Below are 18,003 nucleotides of genomic sequence, written 5' to 3'. Positions count from 1 at the left end.
CCGGACCGCCCGAGCCCTCGGAGGAGGATCTTGATCACGCTGTCGGTCATCGTGCCGGTGCGGGACGGCGAGCCGTACATCGCGGACGCCCTGACCTCACTGGCGCGCAACGCGCGCGCGGACTTCGAGGTGATCGTCGTCGACGACGGCTCCGCGGACGCGACCGGCGAGATCGTGGCCGAGTTCCGGGACGAGCTGCCCGCGCTGCACGTGATCAGGCATGCCGAGGCGGCCGGGCTGGCGAGCGCGCGGAACGCGGGGCTGAAGCTGGCGTCCGGGCGGTATGTGACGTTCCTGGACGGGGACGACTGGATCGGGCGCGGCTACCTGGTGGCGCTGGTCGCCGCGATTGACGGCCTCGGCTGCGATTTCGTCCGGGTCGACCACGTCCAGTCGGACGGCCGCAAGCGGGAGCCGCATCGCGCTCCGGAGGCCCGCCGTGACGTGGTCCTGGATCCGCGGGACGCGATCCTGCCGACGGCCGCGAAGACCATGGTCGACTATCCGTACGCGTGGGCGGGCATCTACCGCCGCGAGCTCGGCGACCTGCTCGCCTTCCCGGACGGCCTGCACACCGCCGAGGACCGGCCGTGGATCTGGCGGCTGCACCAGCGGGCCAAGTCGTTCGCGGTGGTCTCGCTGTCGGGCGTGTTCTACCGGCGCGGCCTGCCGCAGTCGCTGACCCGGATCGGCGACGAGCGCCAGCTGCACTTCTTCGACGCCTTCGACCTGGTCCTGGCCGAGGTCGAGGATCCGTTCCGGGCGAAGGCGGTCCGGACGTTCTGCGCGTTGCTCGCCAACCACCTGGAGATGAGCGACCGTCTCACTCCAGACACCGCGGCACGTTTCGCCGAGCGCGGCGCGGCGACTCTGGCGGGACTGCCCGCCGACCTGGTGGCCGACGCGCTCGGCAGCCTGGACCCTGACCGCCGCGCCCTGCTGAGGCCCACATGACGACGGTGTTCCACGCCTCCCGCCTGTTCGGCGCGATGACACTCGCGGCCGCGATCGATTCCGGCGCGTTCGGCCCGTCCGGGCGGCGAGTGCTGATCGTGACCAACAACGCGGACATCCCGGAGATCTCGCTCGGCCTGGACGAGACGCCGGCCTTCGCCACCCTGCGGGACCGCTTCGACGAGGTGCACTCGTGGAACGAGATCATCGCGCCGCTGCACCCGTCGGAGTGGAAGGCCCGCACGATCGAGGTCCCGATGCTGGGCCGCCTGCTGCTGTCCCACCTCGGCGTCACGGACCTGCGGGAACTCGTGCTGGAGTCGGTGATCGTGCCGCCCGCGCGCAGCCTGCCGGGCCTGTTCAAGGACTGCCCGATCACGGTCTACTCCGACGGCCTGATGGCGCACAGCCCGACCCGCGACCTGCTGCCCGGCGAGATCTCCTCCCGGGTCACCCGCCTGATCCACCTCGGCCTGGTCCCCGGCGTCGCCCCGCTCCTGCTCAGCGAGTACGGCGTGCCCGCCGAGACCATCCCCGCCGAATACTTCCCCAAGATCGAGACCCCGGCGGTCTACGGCGAGGCGATCATCCTCGGCCAGTACCTCTCGTCCCTGGGCATCCTCACCGAGGACGAGGAGAACCAGCTGCACGCCGGGATGCTGCGCGCCGTCGTCGCCCGCGGCCACCGCGAGGTGATCTTCCAGCCGCACCCGGCCGCCCGCCACCGCCAGGGCCGCGAACTGCGCCGCCTCGCCGCCGACCTGGGCGCCCGGCTCACCTTTCCCGCCGAGGGCACCCCCGCCGAGGCCCTTTTCGCGGCGGTACGGCCGAAGCTCGTGGTCAGCTGCTTCTCCACGGCCCTGACCACGGCCAGACTCTTCTTCGGCCTGCCCGTGGCCACGATGGGCACCGAACTCCTCCTGGAACGCCTCACCCCATACGAGAACAGCAACCGCGTCCCGGTCACCATCGCCGACGCCACCTTCCCCCGCCTCGACACCGACGGCTCCCTCACCGACCCACCCAAGGTCGACCTCCCCGGCCTGATCAACGCGGTCGCGTACTGCATGCAGCCCACCGCCCACCCCGAACTCCGCGAACCCGCCCAGTCCTACCTGGAATCCAACGGCCCCATCCGCTACTTCAAACGCCGCCGCCTGGAATCCCTCAACCTCCCCACCCAGCCCCGCTCCCGCCTCCGCTCCCTGATCCGCGGCCGATAGGGATCAGCGCGGGGTCCTCGGCTACGCTGTTCTCCCGGCCTATACTTAACATCAGTGTTAAGTTACGCTGGTGGCTGGATGGGAAATCGTTCTCGTGGCGGAGGTCGGCGAGTGGTTCGAGAGATTGTGCGAGGAGGATTGGGAGAGCGCTGAGCTGGTTGAGGACGCGATCGATATGCTCGCTCACGTCGGACCTACGCTAGGTCGGCCATACGCGGACCGGCTCAAAGGTTCGACGAACCATCACCTGAAGGAGCTTCGCCCGGGATCATCGGGGCGGAGTGAGATACGGATAATCTTCACCTTCGACCCGATCCGTCGCGCGGTACTCCTTGTCGCCGGCGACAAGGCGGGCGACTGGAGTCACTGGTACGAAGTCAACATCCCACTCGCCGAGAAACGACTCGCCCAGCACGTGGCGGAATTGCATACCAGGGAGTACGAATGAGCGCGGTCGGCTGGGACGAGGTCAAGCGTAAGGCGCACGAGCGGCGGAAGGCGGCCGGGTTGCCGGTGCGCTCGCAGGCGGAGAAGGACGCCGCGATGGGGCGGATGGCGGCTGAGATCCGCGCCTACCGGCTAGCGGAGATCCGCCGGGAACAGGATTTGACCCAGCGTGACGTGGCGGCGGCCATGGGGGTCTCCGGGCCTCGGGTGTCAGCCATCGAGCACGGTGAGCTGGATCGAGTCGAGGTGTCCACCCTGCGTGCTTATGTGGAAGCCCTCGGCGGCAAAATGCGGGTGATCGCAGACTTCGGCGACACGGAATACAAGATCGCCTGATCGACATCGACGGTTCGGTTGCGCGTCTACCTGGAATCCAACGGCCCGATATTTCAAGCGCCGCCGCCTGGAGTCCCCAACCTGCCCCACCCTGCCCTGCGGCCGGTAGGCCGGGAACATCCCCAGTCCGAGAGTGGTTAACTTTTCAACCAACTCGGACTGGAGGCACACGATGGTCACGGTGACGCCCGGTATGGACGTCCGGCGGGCGGGCGATCGGTACAAGACGCGGATCGGCTGGCTCGACTCCAAGCATTCCTTCTCTTTCGGGCACCATCACGATCCCCGCAACACGCACCACGGCCTGCTGCTGGTCAACAACGACGACATCGTCACTCCGGGGATGGGCTTTGAGACCCACCCGCACCAGGACATGGAGATCGTCACCTGGGTGCTGCGCGGCTCGCTGGTGCACCAGGACTCCGAAGGGCACTCCGGTGTGATCTACCCGGGCCTGGCCCAGCGGATGAGCGCGGGAACGGGCATCCTGCACTCGGAGAAGAACGACTCCTGGCGTCTGGAGGGCGCGAAGCACGAGGAGCCTGTGCATTTCGTCCAGATGTGGGTGGTTCCTGACGAGGCTCGGATCGCCCCTGGCTACGAGCAGCTGGAACTCGACGACGCCCTGCTGCGCGGCAAGCTCGCGATCGTCGCTTCGGGCATGCCCGGCCATGACGCCGCGATCCGGATCAAGAACAAGTACGCGGCCCTGCACGTCGCGCGCCTGGAGCCCGGCGACTCGGTGGACCTGCCCGAAGCGCCGTTCCTGCACCTGTTCGTCCCGCGCGGCTCGGTCACCCTCGAAGGCGCGGGCGCGCTCGGCGAGGGCGACGCGGTCCGGTTCACGGCGACCGGCGGCCAGCGGGTGACCGCGATCGACCCGGCCGAGATCCTGGTCTGGGAGATGCACGCCACCCTCGCCGCCTGAATTACGACATAACCAAATTAACTGAGACGCATACCTAAAGGGCATTAACGCGGCGATTCTTCTGCTTTATCGGCAAGCTTCCGGATGGCATTCGCGACGGAAGGACGAGCCTTGCGGAAGATCATCACGGCGGGAATGGTTCTGGGTCTGCTGGCGGGCGGCCCGGCGGAGGCATCCGCCGGAGCGCCGCTCCGGATGGCCGGGACCGCCTGGTTCGCCGGGGGCGGGGTGCCGGTCTGCGCGAGCAGCACCGCGCGGACCTGCGCCGGCCAGCCGCACGTGGGCGGCGTCTCGTCCAACTGGTGGCAGTGCGTGGAGCTGGCCCAGCGCTTCTACCAGCGGCGCGGCTGGCACAAGGGCATCTTCGCCGGAGTCGGCATCGCCTCGCACATCTTCACCAAGGCGTCGGCGCTGCGGATGGCGCCCCAGCCCAACGGCGCGATCACCGACATCGTCCCCGGCGACATGATCGTCATGAACCGCACCGGCCAGGCCGGCCACGTCGTGATCGTCGAATCCGTCACCCCCAATCGGGACGGCACCCGCAGCGTGATGACCGTCGGCCAGAACTCGAAGGTCGTCCGAAACCCGATGCGCTGGCACGGCGGCGTCCTCGACAGCTTCTGGGCCTCCTACAGCGTCGCGGGCGTGGTCCGCTCCCCCGCGAACATCGGCATCCTGTCGTACGGCGGCGGCGCCCCCACCTACGAAGAGGTCGTCAACGGCGGCGGCATCCACCCCATCGGAACCACCCTCCTGTCGGTGACCTCGACAGGCCAGGCTTTCGGCGGCCCACTCCCCCACGGCGCGCCGACCACCGTGACCGGACGAATCGTCGACGCCGCCGTGACCCCCACGGGCAACGGCTACTGGCTGGCCAGTTCGACCGGCCAACTCTTCCCGTACGGCGACGCGAAGCCGTACCCCACGATCAAGGCCGACATCACGGCGATCACGACCACGGACGACGGCCTCCTGCTGACCGACGCTCTCGGCCGCGTTTTCGCCCCGGGCAAGGAGCCAACCCGCAGCCCAGAAGGCTATTCAGGCCGATTTATCGACATAGAAGCAACCAAAGACGGCTACTGGCTCCTGACCTCCGCCGGCCAGATCCACGGCACGGCCCCCTGGCACGGCAACGCCACCACCTTCGACGCCGCGATCGTCGCCATGTCCGCGACACCCACCGGCAAGGGCTACGTCCTCCTCGACAAAACCGGCCACGTCTACGCCTTCGGCGACGCGAAACACCTGGGCGACCTGCCCACCGGATCACCGGAAGCCGCAGACATCACCCACACCGCCAATGGCTACACGATCATCACGAAAACCGGCACCACCCACTCGTTCGGCAACGCCCCCACCGCCCCCGCCGCCAAGGGCTTCGCTGGCTACTTCTGAGCGGTCTTGCCCGCATAGTAAAAAATGGTCAAAATTGAATGGATCATGCATGAGATATTCTCGCGAACGCTCACGTTATGGCAGGTAGACAGCCTCCACATAAGAGAAACGCGCGCAAATGCAGAGATATTCTTGCAGGCCGCCAGGAGCAACCAACCCCGCCGAGGCGGGAATGACTTCGACTTAGATCACACGGAGCAGGCAGCCGGAGAACCAATACTAGAAACCCTTCAGCATCCTATTACGAAACAGGCCCTGGAAACCGTGCCGTGGATTCGGAGCTTCGACTCCATAGCGCCTGATTCATTTTAGTTACCTGAATGGCCAACCGGCCGCCCAACCTCACCACCCGGCCGGTTTTCGGCCAGCCGGGTGAGGACGTCGGGGGTCGATTTGATAAACGCCTCAGAAGGGTTTCAGGTAGCGGCGGATTCGGCGTTTGGTGCGGTAGCCGTACCTGAGGACACGCGGGGGGATTTCGATGCGGAGGCGGGCGCGGCGGCGGGCGGAAGCGTGGGCGGGGCCGTCGAGGAGGGAGCGGGCCGGGGTGAGGGAGCCCTCGCGGGCGGCGACGACGAGGGCGGAGAGGCGGGGGATCCAGTCGCTGGTGGCGGCGTCGTGGAAGTAGTTGGCCTGGCACCAGTCGGGGGCGGGGGTGCGGAAGTCGGCTTTGGCCAGGTCGTCGAGCGTGCCGAGGGTGCCGCTGCCCTCGAAGACGAGGTTGATCATTTCGGCGCTGACGCCGAAGTCGGACAGGATCAGCAGCGGGACGTCCTGAGCGATGGCCTCCAGGGCGGCGGTCGAGCTGACCGTCACGAATCCGCCCGCGCGGGCCAGGTGCTCGTGCATGGGGCCGGCCTCGAAGCGGACCGCCCCGGCCCGGACCCGGCCGTCGGCGGCCATCGTGGTCCAGAGGCGTTCGTAGTGGTGGCGCTCGTTGTGGGTCTGGCGCTCGTCGTCGCGGGCCCGGAGCTTGACCACGATGTCGAGCTCGGGCCGGGCGTCGGCGAGCGACTGCAGCGCGAGCAGGATGTTCTCGCGATCTTCTCGCTTGGCCGGGACCTTGGCCTGGGTCGCGAAGATCACCCGATCGCCGCTCCCCCGGCTCCCCAGATCCAGGTACGGCAGGCGCGCCAGCGCGATCTCCCCGCCCCCGCCCAGCTCCCCCGCCAGCTCGGTGAACTCCCCCACCTCACGGCCGCTGTGCAGGATGAACAGGTCGCAGCCGCTGCGGAACAGCCAGGCCTTCTCGGTCGCGGGCACCGAGATCCCGGGCAGCCCGGTCGCGAACACCGGCCGCGGCTTCAGCCCGGCCAGCACCTCGGCGGCCAGCGCGTCCACCACCGGTCCCGTGCAGGCCAGCAGTACCACGTCGGGACGGAACCGCTCGGCCGCCTTGCGCAGGCCGCGGGCGCCGAGCACCTGCGTCGGCCCCTCCTCGTCCGGCGATTGCACGGGTGACCGTGCCGCGTCGAAGCGGGTGCCGCTCACGGCCGCCGCGATCTGCCCGGGCGACGGGGTGATCGGGGTGCGGACGACCGCCAGTTCCGTGGTCCAGCCCTGGGGCGCGGCGTCGAGCAGGCCCGCCGCCCATTTCAGGTAGGAGTCAGAGTCGGCGACGGCGAGCACGCGCAGGGGGACCGGGACGAGCAGGCGGTCAGGGGTGGCGCGGGTCAAGGAGCAACCCTTTCATGGGCGAAGAGTTGGAGGTGGGAACGCAGGGACGGACCGGCGGAGGCCGTCCACCAGTCGTCGGGGACCTCGACGGTCTCGATCGAGACGCCGCGGGCCCGCAGCAGGATGCGCAGCGAGGTGACGGCCGTGGACGGCAGGCTGAGCACCCGCTGGTCCGGGCGCAGGCCGCGCAGCGTCATCTCGGCGGGCGCGCCGGTCTCGTACACGGTGACGCCGGAGATGCGCCGGACCCGTTCCAGGTCGCGGGGGTCCTCGCGGCGGTGCGGGTAGTACGCGACCGGTTCGTCGATGGCGGCCAGCCACTTCACGTACGCGTCCCGGTGGATCAGTCCGTTGCGCACCAGCGAGGTGCCGAGCACGACGGTCCGCTCGTCGGGGGGGACGTCGCCGGGCTGGGAGCGCAGCCAGGTGAAGTCATGCCGCACCAGTTCGGCGCCGCGGGCCCGGACGGCCTCGGCCAGCGCGTCCGGAACCGGGAGCGCGGTGAAGACCGAGAGCCTGCCGCCGCGCAGGCGCAGCCCGGCGGCGGCGCCGAGGATCGAGCGGGCCAGGCCGGATTTGACCCGGGCGCGCAGCAGCGGGCGGCGGGCGACCAGCAGCTCGAGCAGCCGGATCGTGGCCAGCCCGTCGTCGACCAGGACGACCCGGCGGGGGGCCGAGGTGAGCAGGTTGAGCTGCACCCGGCCGGAGAAGGCGTCACCGAACACCCAGGTCCTGCCGGGCTTGGGCATGCGCGCCGCGGGCTCGGCCAGTTCCAGTCCCGGCGGGAGGTCGAGGCGGGTCATCTCGGCGCGGGTACGGCGCAACGCGGGCAGCCCCGAGCGCGGCACGACCGTGGTGGCCGGGCCGAGCAGACCGGCATGCTGTGCCTCGATCACGCACAGCAGCTGTAAGGGGGATTCCACCCACGCGACGGCCTGGCCGTCCGAACTCTCCGAGGACCCTTTCACGACGGGCTCACCGTAGCCGTCAGATGCGACGGAACAGGGAACAACCGGTGAACAGCCGCCCACGGGACAACTGCCACGATCTTCACCCCCTGTGAGCTCCGGGACGTTTCCGCAGGTGGCAGCCCGGCAATGATCTGCTCCATGAGTAAATGGTGGGTCTGGGTGGCTGTGGTGGCGTTGCTGGGTTCGGCGTTTCCCGCGCTCGCGGAGAGGTCGCCGCTGCCGGAGACGGCGGGCAAGCCGAACATCATCTTCATCTTGACCGATGATCTCGATACCAACGACCTATGGAAGTTTCCGAATATTTCATCTTTGCTCATGCGGCAGGGCACGACTTTCTCACGATTCTTCGTGGCCAACTCGTGGTGCTGCCCGTCCCGCTCGTCGATCCTCCGGTCGCAGTACGTGCACAGCCATGGTGTGACCTCCAACCGCTACCCGACCGGCGGTTTCCCGAAATTTCATGCCATGGAGGGCTCGACGCTCGGGACCTGGATGCAGGACGCCGGATACCGCACCGCACTGATGGGCAAGTACCTCAATCAGTACCCAGACGGGGTCCACCCCACCTACATCCCTCCCGGCTGGGACGAGTGGGTGGTCCCGGTCACCCGCCTCTACGAGGAGTACGGCTACCTGCTCAACGACAACGGCAGGCTGGCCGGTCACGGCTACGCGCCCGAGGACTACCTGACCGACGTGCTGGCCCGAAAGGCCGTCGACTTCGCCGCCCAGGACGACCCGTTCTTCCTCTACCTGTCCCCCGTCGCCCCGCACCGCCCCGCCAACCACGCCCCCCGCCACGAGAAGGCGTTCCCCGGCGCGCGGGCCCCGCGCACGCCCGCCTTCGACCAGCATGACGTCTCCGCCGAGCCCGCCTGGCTGCGCAAGCGCAAACCGCTGTCGGAGAGCGCGATCGACTCCATCGACCGCCAGTACCGCGACCGCCTGCGCGCCATGCTCGGCGTGGACGACCTGGTGGGCGACCTGGTGGCGGAGCTCACCCGGACCGGCAAGCTCGCCAGCACCTACCTGTTCTTCACCTCCGACAACGGCTTCCATCTCGGCCAGCACCGGCTCAGGCCCGGCAAGACGACGCCCTTCGAGGAGGACATCCGGGTGCCGATGATCGTGCGCGGCCCCGGCGTCGCGGCCGGTCGCAGCACCGACGTGCTCGGCTCCAGCGTGGACTTCGGCCCCACCTTCGCCGAGCTCGCCGGAGCCCGCCTGCCCGGCTTCTGCGAGGGGCGCTCGCTGGTGCCGATCCTGCGGGGCCGACCGGTGAGCTGGCGCGACGCCGTCCTGGTGGAGTTCGTGCGGCCGGATTACGCCACCGGGTCGCAGCCGACTTACCAGGCGCTGCGGACGGCGCGGCACAGCTACGTCGAGTACGAGACCGGCGAGAGTCAGCTCTACGACCTCGCCGCCGACCCGAACCAGCTCCACAACCTCGTCGCCGGCGCGGATCCCGCGCTGATCGCCCACCTGTCCAGCCGCCTGGCCGCCCTGCGGTGGTGCCAGGGCGCCGGCTGCCGCGTGGCCGACGCAGCCCTGCCGGAGGCCTCCTAGCCCGTCTCCTCGCCTGGATGGCGGAGCTGCGCGTGTCACGGAGAGTAGCAGCCTGGAACGCGCACGGGAGCGCTCCCAAATGCCTACATGCGGCTTATGTCATGAAATGCCGGAATCTGACTGCACAACCTGTCCAGGAGTAACAGTTAGGTTTCGGCATATTGACGCTGACATTGCGTATAGTGGACTCTTCGTGGGAGCGCTCCCAACGCAGACTCAACGCAGGGCCATGTCGTCGGGGACTGGTCCGGGAGCTGCCCCCCAAACGAGATTCGGGAACCACCTGAGAGGGGTCCGGAATGATGAACAACACGCGCCGCGGCAGGCTGCTCGCGGCCGTCGCGGTTGGCGCTCTTGCCTTGTCGGCCGCCGCCTGCGGTTCGGACGACCCGGCGCCCGCCGCCGGAGCCAGCGGCGCCGCGTCGGCACCGGCGGAGAAGGTCGAGATCACGCTCCAGACCTTCGGCGGCGGTGAGAACTTCGCGTACGACGACGCGGTCGCGGCCTGGAACGCCAGCCACCCCAACATCCAGGTCAAGTACGTCAACCTGACCGACCGCTTCGAGGACACCTACCTGCCGCAGGTGCTGCAGTGGCTGGAGGCCGGCAGCGGCGCCGGCGACGTCATCGCCATGGACGAGGGCGCGATGGGCCTCATGTCGGCCCGCCCGCAGTACTTCGCCGACCTGTCCCAGTACGGCCTGGACAGCCGCAAGGCCGACTTCCCCGAGTACAAGTGGAACACCGGCGTCAACAAGGACGGCAAGCTCTACGCGCTCGGCACCGACATCGGCGGCATGGCCATGTGCTACCGGACCGACCTGTTCAAGCAGGCCGGCCTGCCCACCGGCCGCGACGAGGTCTCCGCCCTCTGGCCGGACTGGAACGCGTACCTGGAGACCGGCAAGAAGTTCAAGGCCGCGCTGCCCAAGGTCGGCTTCGTGGACGGCGCCAACACCGTCTACAACTCCGTCCTCGCGCAGGAGGCCGGCAAGAACGGCGGCCAGGTCTACTTCGACCAGAACCAGACGCTCATCGTCGACAAGAACCCGGGCGTCAAGGCGGCGTTCGACTACGTGCAGACGCTCAGCACGGCCGGTCTGACGGCCAAGCTGCGCTCCTGGACGGAGGAGTGGAACACCGCCATGCAGAAGGGCGGCTTCGCCACCATGGGCTGCCCGAGCTGGATGCTCGGCGTCATCTCCGGCACCTCCGGCGACGCCAACAAGGGCAACTGGGACGTCGCGGCCGTTCCCGGCGCCAGCGGCAACTGGGGCGGCTCCTGGCTGATGGTCCCGTCGCAGAGCAAGCACCCGAAGGAGGCCGCCGAGGTCCTCAACTACCTGACCGGCAAGGACGGCCAGGTCGCGGCCTTCAAGGAGGGCGGCAACTTCCCGAGCAGCCTTCCCGCGCAGCAGGACCCGGCCGTCGCGGACGCCAAGAACCCCTACTTCAACGACGCGCCGAGCGGGCCGATCTTCGCCGCCTCGGTCGCGCAGCTGTCGCCGGTGTTCTTCGGTGAGAAGCACGCCCAGGTGAAGGCCGCCGTGGAGGAGGTCCTCGTGGGCGCTGACCAGGGTTCGGTCAAGTGGGCCGACGCCTGGACCCGGTTCGTGGAGGAGGGCGTCAAGGCCGCGGGCTGATCCCCCGGCCGCGAACGTCACCGGCCCCCCGCCGCCCGCGGGCGGGCCGGTCGTCTCGACTCAAGAGCGGCCAGAGCGGACCCCCGCCCGCTGGCCGCTCCTTCCACGAAAGGTTTCCGTGATGAGCCTCGACGTCGACGCGGGCCATAGGACCCGCACGCTGCCGTCGAACCAACGGCGGCACGCCCGGCCGCCGGGACCCCGGCGGCTGTTGTCCTGGCTGGACCTGCGGGCAGCGCCCTATTTCTTCGTCTCCCCGTACTTCGTGCTCTTCGCGATCTTCGGCATCTTCCCGCTGATCTTCACGCTCTGGGTCTCCCTGCACGACTGGCAGCTCGCCGGCGACAAGACCTTCATCGGCATGGAGAACTACACCGAGCTCCTCGCCGACGACAAGTTCTGGAACTCCGTCGTCAACACCGTGGGCATCTTCCTGATCGCCACGGTGCCGCAGCTGCTGCTCGCGCTGCTGCTGGCCAACGCGCTGAACAAGAAGCTGCGTGGCCGGCTGGTGCTGCGGCTGAGCGTGCTCGCGCCGCTGATCACCTCGGTGGTCGCGGTGGCGGTCGTCTTCACCCAGCTGTACGGGCGCGACTACGGCCTGGTCAACTGGCTGCTCAGCCTGTTCGGGGTGGACGCCATCCACTGGCAGAACGAGAAATGGACGTCCTGGGTCGCGATCGCCACGATGGTGGACTGGCGCTGGACCGGCTACAACGCGATCATCTACCTGGCCGCCATGCAGACCATCCCCAAGGACCTGTACGAGGCGGCCGCGATCGACGGCGCCAGCCCCCGGCGCCAGTTCTGGGGGATCACCGTCCCCCTGCTCAAGCCCACGATCATCTTCACCGTGATCGTCTCCACCATCGGCGGCTTCACCCTGTTCGCCGAGCCGGTGATGTTCGGCGCCGGGCTCATGACCGGCGGCACCACGGGCCAGTTCCAGACGGTGGCCATGTTCATCGTCAAGGAGGGTTTCCGTGACTTCCAGTACGGCTACGCCGCGGCGGCGGCCTGGATCCTGTTCCTGCTGATCCTGATCTCCGCTTTGATCAACTTCGCGCTCGTCCGCGGCCTCGGGAGATCACGATGACCACGCTGACGCAGACCCGGCCGAGGGCCTCCCGCGCGGGCAGCGCCCGGCTCGACCCGTTCCGGGCCACCCCGTTCACCAGGGCCATGCTGGCCCTGGCGATCTTCCTGTCGATCTTCCCGATCTACTGGATGATCATCATCGCCACCCGCAGCAACGAGGACGCGCACAGCGTGCCGCCGCCGTTCCTGCCGGGCGGCAACCTGGGCGAGAACATCCAGGCGGTCTTCGACGCCGAGAACGCCCACTTCATGACCGGCATCATCAACTCGATCATCATCGCGTCCACGGTCACGGCAGGCATCGTGGTGATCTCGACGCTGGCCGGTTTCGCGTTCGCCTCGCTCAACTTCCGCGGCCGCAACCTGCTGCTGCTGTCGGTCGTGCTGACCATGATGGTCCCCCTGCAGCAGATGGGCATCGTCCCGCTGTACCAGATGATGGTCACGCTGGGCTGGACGAACACCCTCAAGGCGGTCATCCTCCCGTTCCTGGTGAACGGGTTCGGCGTCTTCCTGATGACCCAGTACACCCGGCAGGCGGTGCCGCGGGAGCTGGTCGAGGCGGCCCGGGTGGACGGCGCCAACACGATCAGGATCTGGTGGAACGTCGCGGTTCCGGCGGTCCGGCCCGGCATGGCGGTGCTCGCCATCCAGACCTTCATGCTGATCTGGAACGAGTTCCTCTGGCCGCTGATCATCCTGACCCCGGACAACCCGACCGTGCAGGTCGCGCTCCGGGCGCTGAATGACCGATACTCCACCAATTACGTGCTCATCTTCGCGGGCACCACGATCTCGATCATCCCGCTCCTGCTCGTCTTCGTCCTCTTCGGCCGCCAGATCATCGGCGGACTCATGGAAGGCGCGGTCAAGGAGTGAGCCCGCGATCGGAAACCATTCACTACTCATCAGGTCGCCCATCAAGCGCTTCGGTCACACGGCCGGCGAAGGAGGAGGACGCGTGACCACCCAGAAGACAGACACCCAGCTCGAGGCCCCGGGTCTGGTGTTCCCCACCGGATTCGTCTGGGGTTCGGCCACCTCGGCGTACCAGATCGAGGGCGCGGTCAGCACCGACGGCCGCGGCCGGTCGATCTGGGACACTTTCGTCAGCCAGCCCGGCCACGTGGTCAACGGCGAGCACGCCGACGTCGCCATCGACCACTACAACCGCTACCGGGACGACGTGCGCCTGATGGCCGACCTCGGTCTGTCCGCGTACCGGTTCTCGGTGTCCTGGCCCCGGATCCAGCCGCTCGGCAGCGGCGCGATCAACACCAAGGGCCTGGACTTCTACAAGAACCTGGTGGACGAGCTGCTCAGCTACGGGATCGACCCGTGGATAACGCTCTACCACTGGGACCTGCCGCAGGCGCTCGAAGACGCGGGCGGGTGGCCGTCACGTGACACGTCGAAGCGCTTCGCGGACTACGCGACGGTGGTGCACGGGGCGCTCGGCGACCGGGTGCAGAACTGGAGCACCGTCAACGAGCCGTGGTGCGCGGCGTACCTGGGGTACGCCTCGGGGGAGCACGCACCGGGACGGCGTGAGCCCGCCCTGGCGATCCACGCCGCGCACCACCTCAACCTGGCCCACGGCCTGGCCGTGCAGGCGATGCGCGCCCAGCACGCCGACTCCAGGATCGGCGGCTGCGTCAACCTGTACGCCGTCACCCCGGCCACCGAGAGCGAGGCCGACCAGGACGCGGCCCGCCGCATCGACGGCCTGCAGAACCGCTTCTTCCTGGACGCGATCATGCACGGCCGCTACCCGGACGACGTGCTGGCGGACCTGAGCCACCTGACCGGCCCAGAGTTCATCGAGGACGGCGACCTGGCGGTGATCGCGGCGCCGCTGGACATGCTGCTGATCAACTACTACAGCCGGTTCACGGTGTCCGGCGCGCCCGGCGGAGCCCAGTCGGCCGCCGCCGCGCCCACCGACTCCGGATCACCCTGGGTCGGCAGCGAGCACATCGGTTTCGTCAACGGGGGCCGCCCGGTGACGTCCATGGGATGGGAGGTGGACGGGACCGGTCTGTACGAGGTGCTCACCCGGCTGGCCCGCGAGTACCCCGCCATCCCTCTGTACATTTCAGAGAACGGCGCCGCCTACGACGACGTCCTGACCGAGGACGGCGCCGTCCACGACGTGGAGCGGCGCGCCTTCATCGAGACCCACCTGCGCGTTTGTCACCAGGCCATCGAGGGTGGCGTGCCCCTGCAGGGCTACTTCGCCTGGTCCCTCATGGACAACTTCGAATGGGCCTGGGGCTACGGCAAGCGGTTCGGGCTGGTCTATGTGGACTATTCAGCACAGACGAGGATCCTGAAAGATAGCGCTCTCTGGTACGCCGAGACCATCCGGCACGGAGGCCTTCGGGGTCCGGCAGAATAGGCCCAAGTGATGAGGGGGCAGATTTGATGAACGGGGACCGCCGCTTGGCCGCCAGACCGACTCTCGAAGCGGTCGCGGCCAGGGCCGGGGTCGGGCGTGGCACGGTGTCACGGGTCATCAACGGGTCGCCGAAGGTGAGCGACAAGGCCCGCGACGCCGTCCTGCTCGCCATCGACGAACTCGGATATGTGCCGAACCGGGCGGCCAGGACCCTGGTCACCAATCGGACCGACACCATCGCGCTGGTGGTGTCGGAGTCCGAGCAGCGCGTGTTCGACGAGCCGTACTTCGCGGGGCTCATCCGCGGCATCGGCTCGGCGCTGGCCGAGACCGGGCTGCAGCTGATCCTGAGCATGGCGCAGAACAGGAACGAGCACGACCGGCTGGAGAACTACCTGACCGGGCAGCACGTGGACGGCGTTTTGCTGACCTCGGTGCACGGCGCCGACCCGCTGCCGGGGCGGCTGGAGAACCTGGGCGTGCCGACCGTGCTGGGCGGTCGCCCGGTGGGGCTCAATCCGTACAGCTACGTGGACATGGACAACCGGGCCGGGGCCCGGCAGGCGGTGAAGTACCTGCTCGGCAACGGCCGGTCCCGGGTGGCCACGATCGCGGGCCCGCAGGACATGGGCGTGGGCGTGGACCGGCTGGCCGGCTACCGGGACGCGCTGCTCGCCACCGGCACGCCGGAACGGGTGTCGTACGGCGACTTCTCCGAGGAGAGCGGCTCCACGGCGATGCGCGAGCTGCTGGACCGGCACGGCGACCTCGACGCGGTGTTCGCGGCCTCCGACCCGATGGCCGTGGGAGCGCTCCGAGTGCTCCGGGAACGCGGCAAGTCGGTCCCCGGCGACGTCGCGCTGATCGGTTTCGAGGACTCCAAGGTGGCCCTGCACACCGATCCCCCTCTCACCAGCGTTCATCAGCCGACCGAATCCATGGGCCGGCAGATGGTCCAGCTCCTGGTGGCCCGGATCAACGGCGAACCGCTCGAACAACCCGTGGTCATCCTAGACACCCACCTGGTGATCCGGGCCAGTACGTAACATGGCCGATCCTCCGGATCGGCGGGCTTGGCCGCTGGGGAGCCCCCGTCTTCCCTCCTCCGCTCTGGTCGCTACGCTCCCGGCGCTCCGTCAGTCCAGACGGGGGCGCGGCCAAGCCTAATCACTCATAGCCACCAGAACGCGCCGAGCTCCGGTGAACGGGCGGCGTCCGTGACCGACGAGGACATTGTCGATCAGCAGGACGTCGCCCGTTCGCCAGTTCACGTCGACGGCGTTGTCGAGGCCGCGGTCGCGGGCCTGGATGACGTGGCCGGGCGGGATGGGGCTGCCGTCGGCGAAGGTGACGGACTGGGGCAGGTCCTCGGGGGGCATGATCTCGGCCAGCATGGCGGCGGTGTCGTCGCCGAGGGAGGCCGGGTGCCACTGGTCGGCCTGGTTGAACCAGACCTCGGCGCCGGTGACGGGGTGGCGGGTGGTGGCGGGCCGTACCTGGCTGACCCGGATGCCGCCGTCGGCGCGCCACTCCCATTCGGCGGCGGAGGCGTCGAGGAACGCCTCCACCTCCGGCTTCGAGTCGGTTTCGAAGGTTTCCTGCCAGCTCTTGCCCAGGCCCATGCCGCCGTGCAGGTTCTGGGTGTAGCGCACGCCCTTGGCGAAGTCGTCGCGCACGCCGGAGTCGAGCGACTCCAGCCAGCGCACGCCGTCCACGACCGGGGTGGCTCCCCCGATGGCGGCGGCCTGGGCGCAGAAGAACATCAGCCGGGACGGCCACCCGGCCGCGTAGGAGAGCTCGTTGTGCATCGAGATCGTGAACTCGGCCGGGTATTCGGTGGAGGTGTAGACGTTCTGCCCCACTTTGGTGCGGGGTGAGTTGCCGTGCACATAGGCCAGCCGGTGGGGCAGCAGCAGCTCCATCGGCCCTTCCAGGGTCTGCTCGGTGACGGCGAACCCGCGGAAGACGAGCGCCTTCTCCTTGATCAGCAGGTCGTCGACGGGGTTGCCGCGCAGGTAGTCGCCCAGGCTCTGGCCGGGGCTCTCGGGCGCGATCTCGAATGGCTGCCAGGTCATCGGTTGTCCTTCTTCGCTGAGCTGAGGTGTTTTCTGAGCGCGAGGCGCTGGTGCGGGGTGAGTTTGGGCCGGGTGGGCGGAACCGGGTCGGCGAGCTTCTCGATCAGCCGGGCCGCCCCGGCGATCCCGGCCGACGGATCGAGGTCCCCGGGCAGCCGGCCGGGCAGGCCGCGGTCGGCCAGCACGCCGCCGAGGGCGGCGGCGGTCTCGCCCCAGCGGGCGGGCGGCAGCCAGGCGGCGAGCCCGAGCCGGGCCAGCCGGGACGCGTTGTCCGGCCGGTCGGCGCCGTCGGCCAGCACCACCTGCGGGGTCCCGGCCGCCAGCGCCCGGGTGAGCGTGCCGATGCCGCCGTGGTGCACGATCGCGGCGACCCGGGGCATCACCTGGCGGAACGGCAGCCGGGGAAACCAGGTGATCTCCGGCGGCAACGGCCGGGGCACCAGGTCCTCGTGCGGCACCACCAGCAGCGCCGGGTGGCCCGCGCAGCCCTCCACGGCGGCCTCGTAGAAGCGGGTGTTGAGCATGCGCCCGGTCCCGCCGGTGATCAGCACCGGCCGCCCGGCCAGCGCGGCCTCGGCCCCGTCCGGCAGCCGCTCCTCCCCCTCGTCCGGTACGGCGAAGCCGGTCAGCGCGAACCGCTCGGGCGCCCGCGCCCCGGCCCGGTCGAACCAGCCCGGCCACAGCCCGATGTCGAGATCGGCCCCGGCGAACCATTTCTGCCAGTCGATGACCTCGGGCAGGCCGAGCTCGGCGCGTACCTGGGCGAAGCGGGGGGCGAGTTCGGTGCCGTACATGTGGGCGGCGAGGCGGGCGGACATGACCTGGATCGGGGAGACGGCCACCCAGGCGACGGGCGCGCCGAGCAGTTCGGCCGCGAAGCGGACCGAGACCGCCGAGGTGTGGCGGCCGACCAGCACGGTGTCGCCCGGCCGGTGCGCGGCCATCATGATGCGGCATTCCCGGATCAGCTGGTCGAAGAGCCCGTTGCGCAGGTAGAAGCCGAGCCAGCTTGACTCGCCCCGGGTGTCCATGAGATGGGCGGTGTCGGCCTGGTGGCGGGCGAACTCCTCCGGTGTGTCGATCGCCGCGAAGTCCAGATCGCAGCGATCCCGGTAAGGTGCGTGGCTGACCAGGGTGATCTCGTGCCCGGCGGCGCGGAGTTCGGCGCCGAGCCGGACGAAGGGCAGCACGTCGCCGTCGGTGCCGTGGGTCACCAGCAGGATCCGCGTCACACGCACCACTCCGGCACGGGGAAACCGCCTGACAGCGTCTTGGACATGAAACTT

Annotated in this window: 16 protein-coding genes; 12 read left to right on the top strand and 4 right to left on the bottom strand. The window is 69.1% G+C overall.

Annotated elements, in window-relative coordinates; genetic code table 11:
• Positions 1–30: 30 nt before the first annotated feature.
• The 6 genes from ABGB08_RS36330 to ABGB08_RS36305 all read left to right on the top strand — a co-directional run bounded on the left by ABGB08_RS36330 (position 31) and on the right by ABGB08_RS36305 (position 5,289).
• Positions 31–954 carry a glycosyltransferase family 2 protein gene (locus ABGB08_RS36330; protein WP_155346465.1) on the top strand — a complete coding sequence of 308 codons (924 nt, stop codon included), beginning with the start codon at positions 31–33 and terminating at the stop codon, positions 952–954.
• Positions 951–2,177, top strand: coding sequence for a polysialyltransferase family glycosyltransferase (locus tag ABGB08_RS36325; protein ID WP_347600135.1), 1,227 nt, complete (start codon positions 951–953; stop codon positions 2,175–2,177). Before ABGB08_RS36330 ends, ABGB08_RS36325 begins: the two co-directional genes overlap by 4 nt.
• Positions 2,178–2,247: 70 nt before the next feature.
• On the top strand, positions 2,248–2,625 hold the full coding sequence (locus tag ABGB08_RS36320; protein ID WP_347600132.1) for a type II toxin-antitoxin system RelE/ParE family toxin: 378 nt from the start codon (positions 2,248–2,250) through the stop codon (positions 2,623–2,625).
• On the top strand, positions 2,622–2,960 hold the full coding sequence (locus tag ABGB08_RS36315; RefSeq protein ID WP_347600129.1) for an XRE family transcriptional regulator: 339 nt from the start codon (positions 2,622–2,624) through the stop codon (positions 2,958–2,960). Before ABGB08_RS36320 ends, ABGB08_RS36315 begins: the two co-directional genes overlap by 4 nt.
• 172 nt (positions 2,961–3,132) lie before the next feature.
• On the top strand, positions 3,133–3,888 hold the full coding sequence (locus ABGB08_RS36310; protein WP_155354158.1) for a pirin-like bicupin family protein: 756 nt from the start codon (positions 3,133–3,135) through the stop codon (positions 3,886–3,888).
• 111 nt (positions 3,889–3,999) lie between these two features.
• Positions 4,000–5,289: a CHAP domain-containing protein gene (locus ABGB08_RS36305; protein WP_347600125.1), complete on the top strand. Its 1,290-nt coding sequence runs from the start codon at positions 4,000–4,002 to the stop codon at positions 5,287–5,289.
• Positions 5,290–5,694: 405 nt separating this feature from the next.
• On the opposite strand, the gene ABGB08_RS36300 is transcribed toward ABGB08_RS36305, so the two are convergent.
• Together ABGB08_RS36300 and ABGB08_RS36295 are read right to left on the bottom strand one after the other, a co-directional pair.
• A complete protein-coding gene (locus ABGB08_RS36300; RefSeq protein WP_347600122.1) occupies positions 5,695–6,966 on the bottom strand; it encodes a DUF6716 putative glycosyltransferase in 1,272 nt (423 codons plus the stop codon).
• Positions 6,963–7,934 (bottom strand): hypothetical protein, encoded by a 972-nt coding sequence (locus ABGB08_RS36295; protein WP_347600119.1) that lies wholly within the window; start codon positions 7,932–7,934, stop codon positions 6,963–6,965. The genes ABGB08_RS36300 and ABGB08_RS36295 overlap by 4 nt, the downstream gene beginning before the upstream one ends.
• Positions 7,935–8,075: 141 nt before the next feature.
• On the opposite strand from ABGB08_RS36295, the gene ABGB08_RS36290 reads away from it, so the two are divergent.
• The 6 genes from ABGB08_RS36290 to ABGB08_RS36265 all read left to right on the top strand — a co-directional run bounded on the left by ABGB08_RS36290 (position 8,076) and on the right by ABGB08_RS36265 (position 15,688).
• Positions 8,076–9,503 (top strand): sulfatase, encoded by a 1,428-nt coding sequence (locus tag ABGB08_RS36290; protein ID WP_347600116.1) that lies wholly within the window; start codon positions 8,076–8,078, stop codon positions 9,501–9,503.
• A gap of 299 nt (positions 9,504–9,802) precedes the next feature.
• Positions 9,803–11,146 (top strand): extracellular solute-binding protein, encoded by a 1,344-nt coding sequence (locus tag ABGB08_RS36285; RefSeq protein ID WP_347600113.1) that lies wholly within the window; start codon positions 9,803–9,805, stop codon positions 11,144–11,146.
• 121 nt (positions 11,147–11,267) lie between these two features.
• Positions 11,268–12,242 (top strand): sugar ABC transporter permease, encoded by a 975-nt coding sequence (locus ABGB08_RS36280; protein WP_347600111.1) that lies wholly within the window; start codon positions 11,268–11,270, stop codon positions 12,240–12,242.
• The gene (locus tag ABGB08_RS36275; RefSeq protein WP_347600108.1) at positions 12,239–13,123 is read left to right on the top strand and encodes a carbohydrate ABC transporter permease; all 885 of its coding nucleotides are present in this window, start codon (positions 12,239–12,241) and stop codon (positions 13,121–13,123) included. The genes ABGB08_RS36280 and ABGB08_RS36275 overlap by 4 nt, the downstream gene beginning before the upstream one ends.
• Before the next feature lie 82 nt (positions 13,124–13,205).
• Positions 13,206–14,642 carry a GH1 family beta-glucosidase gene (locus tag ABGB08_RS36270; protein WP_347600105.1) on the top strand — a complete coding sequence of 479 codons (1,437 nt, stop codon included), beginning with the start codon at positions 13,206–13,208 and terminating at the stop codon, positions 14,640–14,642.
• A 26-nt stretch (positions 14,643–14,668) separates the two neighbouring features.
• Complete coding sequence (locus ABGB08_RS36265; protein ID WP_155346452.1) at positions 14,669–15,688, top strand: LacI family DNA-binding transcriptional regulator; 1,020 nt, start codon at positions 14,669–14,671, stop codon at positions 15,686–15,688.
• Positions 15,689–15,805: 117 nt separating this feature from the next.
• Here the strand turns inward: ABGB08_RS36265 and ABGB08_RS36260 are convergent, their stop codons facing one another.
• Positions 15,806–16,717: a TauD/TfdA family dioxygenase gene (locus ABGB08_RS36260; RefSeq protein ID WP_347600100.1), complete on the bottom strand. Its 912-nt coding sequence runs from the start codon at positions 16,715–16,717 to the stop codon at positions 15,806–15,808.
• Positions 16,714–17,949: a nucleotide disphospho-sugar-binding domain-containing protein gene (locus ABGB08_RS36255; protein WP_347600097.1), complete on the bottom strand. Its 1,236-nt coding sequence runs from the start codon at positions 17,947–17,949 to the stop codon at positions 16,714–16,716. Before ABGB08_RS36255 ends, ABGB08_RS36260 begins: the two co-directional genes overlap by 4 nt.
• Positions 17,950–18,003 lie beyond the last annotated feature (54 nt).

Origin of the sequence: Acrocarpospora sp. B8E8 (genome assembly GCF_039871605.1) — a bacterium.
In the GTDB taxonomy this organism is placed as follows: Bacteria; Actinomycetota; Actinomycetes; order Streptosporangiales; family Streptosporangiaceae; genus Acrocarpospora; species Acrocarpospora macrocephala.
This window is presented reverse-complemented; position numbering and strand designations above follow the sequence as displayed.

Coding starts and splice junctions, on each gene's coding strand:
- ABGB08_RS36325 (WP_347600135.1), top strand. CDS start 951: ATGACGACGGTGTTCCACGCCTCCCGCCTGTTCGGCGCGATGACACTC.
- ABGB08_RS36315 (WP_347600129.1), top strand. CDS start 2,622: ATGAGCGCGGTCGGCTGGGACGAGGTCAAGCGTAAGGCGCACGAGCGG.
- ABGB08_RS36310 (WP_155354158.1), top strand. CDS start 3,133: ATGGTCACGGTGACGCCCGGTATGGACGTCCGGCGGGCGGGCGATCGG.
- ABGB08_RS36290 (WP_347600116.1), top strand. CDS start 8,076: ATGAGTAAATGGTGGGTCTGGGTGGCTGTGGTGGCGTTGCTGGGTTCG.
- ABGB08_RS36285 (WP_347600113.1), top strand. CDS start 9,803: ATGATGAACAACACGCGCCGCGGCAGGCTGCTCGCGGCCGTCGCGGTT.
- ABGB08_RS36280 (WP_347600111.1), top strand. CDS start 11,268: ATGAGCCTCGACGTCGACGCGGGCCATAGGACCCGCACGCTGCCGTCG.
- ABGB08_RS36275 (WP_347600108.1), top strand. CDS start 12,239: ATGACCACGCTGACGCAGACCCGGCCGAGGGCCTCCCGCGCGGGCAGC.
- ABGB08_RS36265 (WP_155346452.1), top strand. CDS start 14,669: ATGAACGGGGACCGCCGCTTGGCCGCCAGACCGACTCTCGAAGCGGTC.
- ABGB08_RS36260 (WP_347600100.1), bottom strand. CDS start 16,717: ATGACCTGGCAGCCATTCGAGATCGCGCCCGAGAGCCCCGGCCAGAGC.